2 protein-coding genes and 1 pseudogene are annotated in these 3,123 nt (G+C 62.6%); all 3 read left to right on the forward strand.

Annotation, left to right across the window (positions count from 1 at the left end):
• Positions 1–674 precede the first annotated feature (674 nt).
• On the forward strand, positions 675–1,406 hold the full coding sequence (gene trbF, locus ENZ74_RS26770) for a conjugal transfer protein TrbF (RefSeq protein ID WP_063169230.1): 732 nt from the start codon (positions 675–677) through the stop codon (positions 1,404–1,406).
• 1 nt (position 1,407) lies between these two features.
• Positions 1,408–2,433 carry a P-type conjugative transfer protein TrbG gene (gene trbG / locus ENZ74_RS26775; RefSeq protein ID WP_164548809.1) on the forward strand — a complete coding sequence of 342 codons (1,026 nt, stop codon included), beginning with the start codon at positions 1,408–1,410 and terminating at the stop codon, positions 2,431–2,433.
• A pseudogene (locus tag ENZ74_RS26780) lies at positions 2,430–3,123 on the forward strand (conjugal transfer protein TrbI); the annotation flags it as partial. The gene trbG and the pseudogene ENZ74_RS26780, both read left to right, overlap by 4 nt.

Raw genomic sequence — 3,123 nt, forward strand, 5'->3', positions numbered from 1 at the left:
GCTCCACGCTCTTCGGGGAGTTCGCTTCCGCATTGCAAGGCAAGGAGCCGGATCTTGCCGGTGCCATGTCCCAGGTACTGGGCGCACTGGCATTGCTTGGCCTTGGCATTTTTGGGCCGGGGATCGCGTCGGGTCTTGTCTCAGGCGCACCGCAGCTTGGGGCGGGCGCCGCCCTCGGCACGACCGCGGCGGCAGCGGGTGTATCACTCGTTGCTGGAGGCACAGCATTTGCTGGCGCGCGTATGGCAACCAGCGGCGGTGTCGCCGCCATCCGAGCCGGCACAACAATGGGATCGGCTGCTTCCACGTCATGGCAGATCGGGCGCGCAACCTCGCCCGACGCTGGCCTCTCCGGTGTGGCTGCTGGAATGCATGGTGTAACCAGTGCAGCTGGCGGCGCCGCTATACGCATAGCGCGATCCGCCACTGCAAGTGTTGGGCGCAACGCCGATGCCGGGCGCGATGCCGCGTGGACCGCGACCGGCGGCACGCCGACAGCGCCAATGACCGAACGCTCTGCCGGTTCGGCCACTGTTTCGGCGCCGACGTGGGCAAGGCGCCTACGTTCTGAACAGACCGCCCGTGCAAATCGCCACGCTGCCATGCAAGCTGTCCGAGACGGAGACCGGCCGGGAGGCAGCGCCACCCCCTCTCTCAACGACAAGGATGACTAGATGCTCTTCAAGCGACCCGTGCACCGTTACGGCAAAACACCCGAACCGGTCACGCCGTATCAAAAAGCCGCCCAGCTGTGGGACGAGCGCATCGGCTCATCTCGACTGCAGGCCAGGAACTGGCGGATCATGGCCCTTGGCTGCCTGGCCTTGGCGACCGGGCTTTCCGGCGGACTCGTATGGCAGTCGATGCAAAGCCGTGTCGTGCCTTATGTCGTCGAGGTCGATGGCTTCGGCGAGACGCGCGCCGTCGCGCCGGCGATCCGGAATTATGAGCCCTCGGATGCTCAGATCGCCTGGCATCTCGGCCGCTTCATCCAGAATGTCCGTTCCGTTTCCACCGATCCGGTTTTGGTACGGCAGAACTGGTTGGCAGCGTACGACTTTGCTAGCGATCGCGCAGCGCTCTTCCTCAACGAATACGCCAAGGCGAACGACCCCTTCGGTCAGATCGGAACGCGCAGTGTTTCGGTACAGGTCACCAGCGTGGTCAGAGCCTCCGAAAGTTCATTCCAGGTCAAATGGACCGAGCAGGTGTTTGAGCGCGGAAGCCTTGCCAGCACGATGCGCTGGACTGCGATCCTCACGATCGTGATTCGCTCGCCAAGCAATACGGATCAGCTGCGCAAGAATCCGCTCGGCGTCTTCATCAATGCCATTGACTGGTCACGCGAGCTCGACAGCGCCGTCCCAACCCCCCTTTCTCCGACGGAGTCCACCAATGAAAGGTAAAATGTCACCGATTCGTGCCGTGCTGATCCTATCGGTGTCGGCAGCGGTCGTTTCCGCTTGTGCATCGAAGAAGGTGCCGCCGCCTGAGATTTCCTATGACGCTGCCGACTTCAAACCGGCCGCGATCGAAAAGGCGCCGGAGAGGCCGATTAGAATTGTCGAGGTGCCAAAACCACTGCCGCTGCCTGGCCAAATGCAGCCCGAGCCCGGCAAGGCCGAGGACAAGCGCCCCCCTGAAGAACGCGTCGCTGATGCCAACAAAGCCGCGACCCAGCAACCCACCAAGTACGGGTATGTTAATGCCGTGCAAGTCTACCCCTTCACCGATGGCGCGCTTTATCAACTCTATGCCGCGCCGGAGCGCGTGACCGACATCGCTCTGCAGCCGGGCGAGAAACTAACCGCCGTGTCGGCTGGCGACACCGTGCGCTGGGTCATTGGCGATACCGCAAGCGGCACCGGTGACAATCAGCGCACCCATGTTCTGGTAAAACCCTTCGCGCCGGGTCTTGCCACCAATGTCGTCATTACGACGGACCGGCGGACCTATCATTTGCAGCTTCAAAGCACCGAGAAGACCGCAATGGCGGCAATCTCCTGGACCTACAGCCAAGACCAGATCATCGCGCTTCGCCAGCGCAATGCTCAAGCCGAGGCAGTTACACCGGTCGCGTCGAATATCGCGCTCGAAAACCTTCGCTTTCGCTACTCAATCAGTGGCGACACACCGCCCTGGAGACCGACGCGAGCCTTCGACGACGGCAGCAAGGTCTATATTGAGTTCCCTCGTCGCATAGATCAGGGCGAGGCGCCACCACTCTTCATCGTCGGCGCAGATGGGAGCAGCGAGCTCGTCAACTATCGCGTGCGCGGCAACTATTACATCGTCGATCGGCTCTTCGCCGCGGCCGAACTTCGCCTCGGCACCAAGCGGCAGCAGGTGATCCGCATCAGCAGGATTGACGGCAGGCAACCGCAACGGCGGATCTCGCTCTTTCGCGGCAGCCGGCGAGGTGAGGACTCATGATCGAAAATTCCCGCTCTGGCATCCCGCCGAAACTGGATCCCGAGGAACTGCAGCTTCGGGCCTCTCCCCGCCGCGTGGTGCGGTTCAGGCGCGGTGTGATCATCGCGATCGCAGCGCTCGGATCCGGCGCTGTCTTCGGCGTTACCATGATCGCCCTCCAGGGGCCGGCCCTTCGCATCAGGGATCAGGCGGAAGATCTCTACAACACTGAGCGCAAACCAACCGCCGAGGGGCTCGATACGCTTCCCCATGACTATTCCGGCATGAAGCCGAAGCCTCCCGTCCTTGGGCTACCTTTGCCGGGCGACCTCGGCCGCCCCATCCTCGAGCGGCAGCGCCAGCTCGGCATCGTGCCGGGCCAAGACATCTCGGCCGAGGAGCAGCGTCTAGCGCAGCAGGCGATCGAAGCGCGTGAATCGCGGGTGCTTTTCCGCGTCGAAAATCGAGCTCAAAAGACAGATGTCGGAGAGAGCGTGCAAACTGCTCAGCATCCATTTGAGGCGCTTCCCCAATCCGAAGCAGGACGCGCGTCAGCCTCGGTGGCGGCGGCGGAAGGCGACCAGAACAATCAGCAGCGAAAGCTTGATTTTCTCAGCCAGCGGAGCACTGGCGGGATCTACAATCCGCATGCGCTGCAGACGCCGATCTCGCCATATCAACTGATGGCTGGCAGCGTGATTGCCGCCAGCC

It is taken from the genome of Mesorhizobium sp. M7A.F.Ca.CA.002.15.2.1, assembly GCF_003998715.1.
In the GTDB taxonomy this organism is placed as follows: Bacteria; Pseudomonadota; Alphaproteobacteria; order Rhizobiales; family Rhizobiaceae; genus Mesorhizobium; species Mesorhizobium ciceri.

Coding starts and splice junctions, on each gene's coding strand:
- trbF (WP_063169230.1), top strand. CDS start 675: ATGCTCTTCAAGCGACCCGTGCACCGTTACGGCAAAACACCCGAACCG.
- trbG (WP_164548809.1), top strand. CDS start 1,408: ATGTCACCGATTCGTGCCGTGCTGATCCTATCGGTGTCGGCAGCGGTC.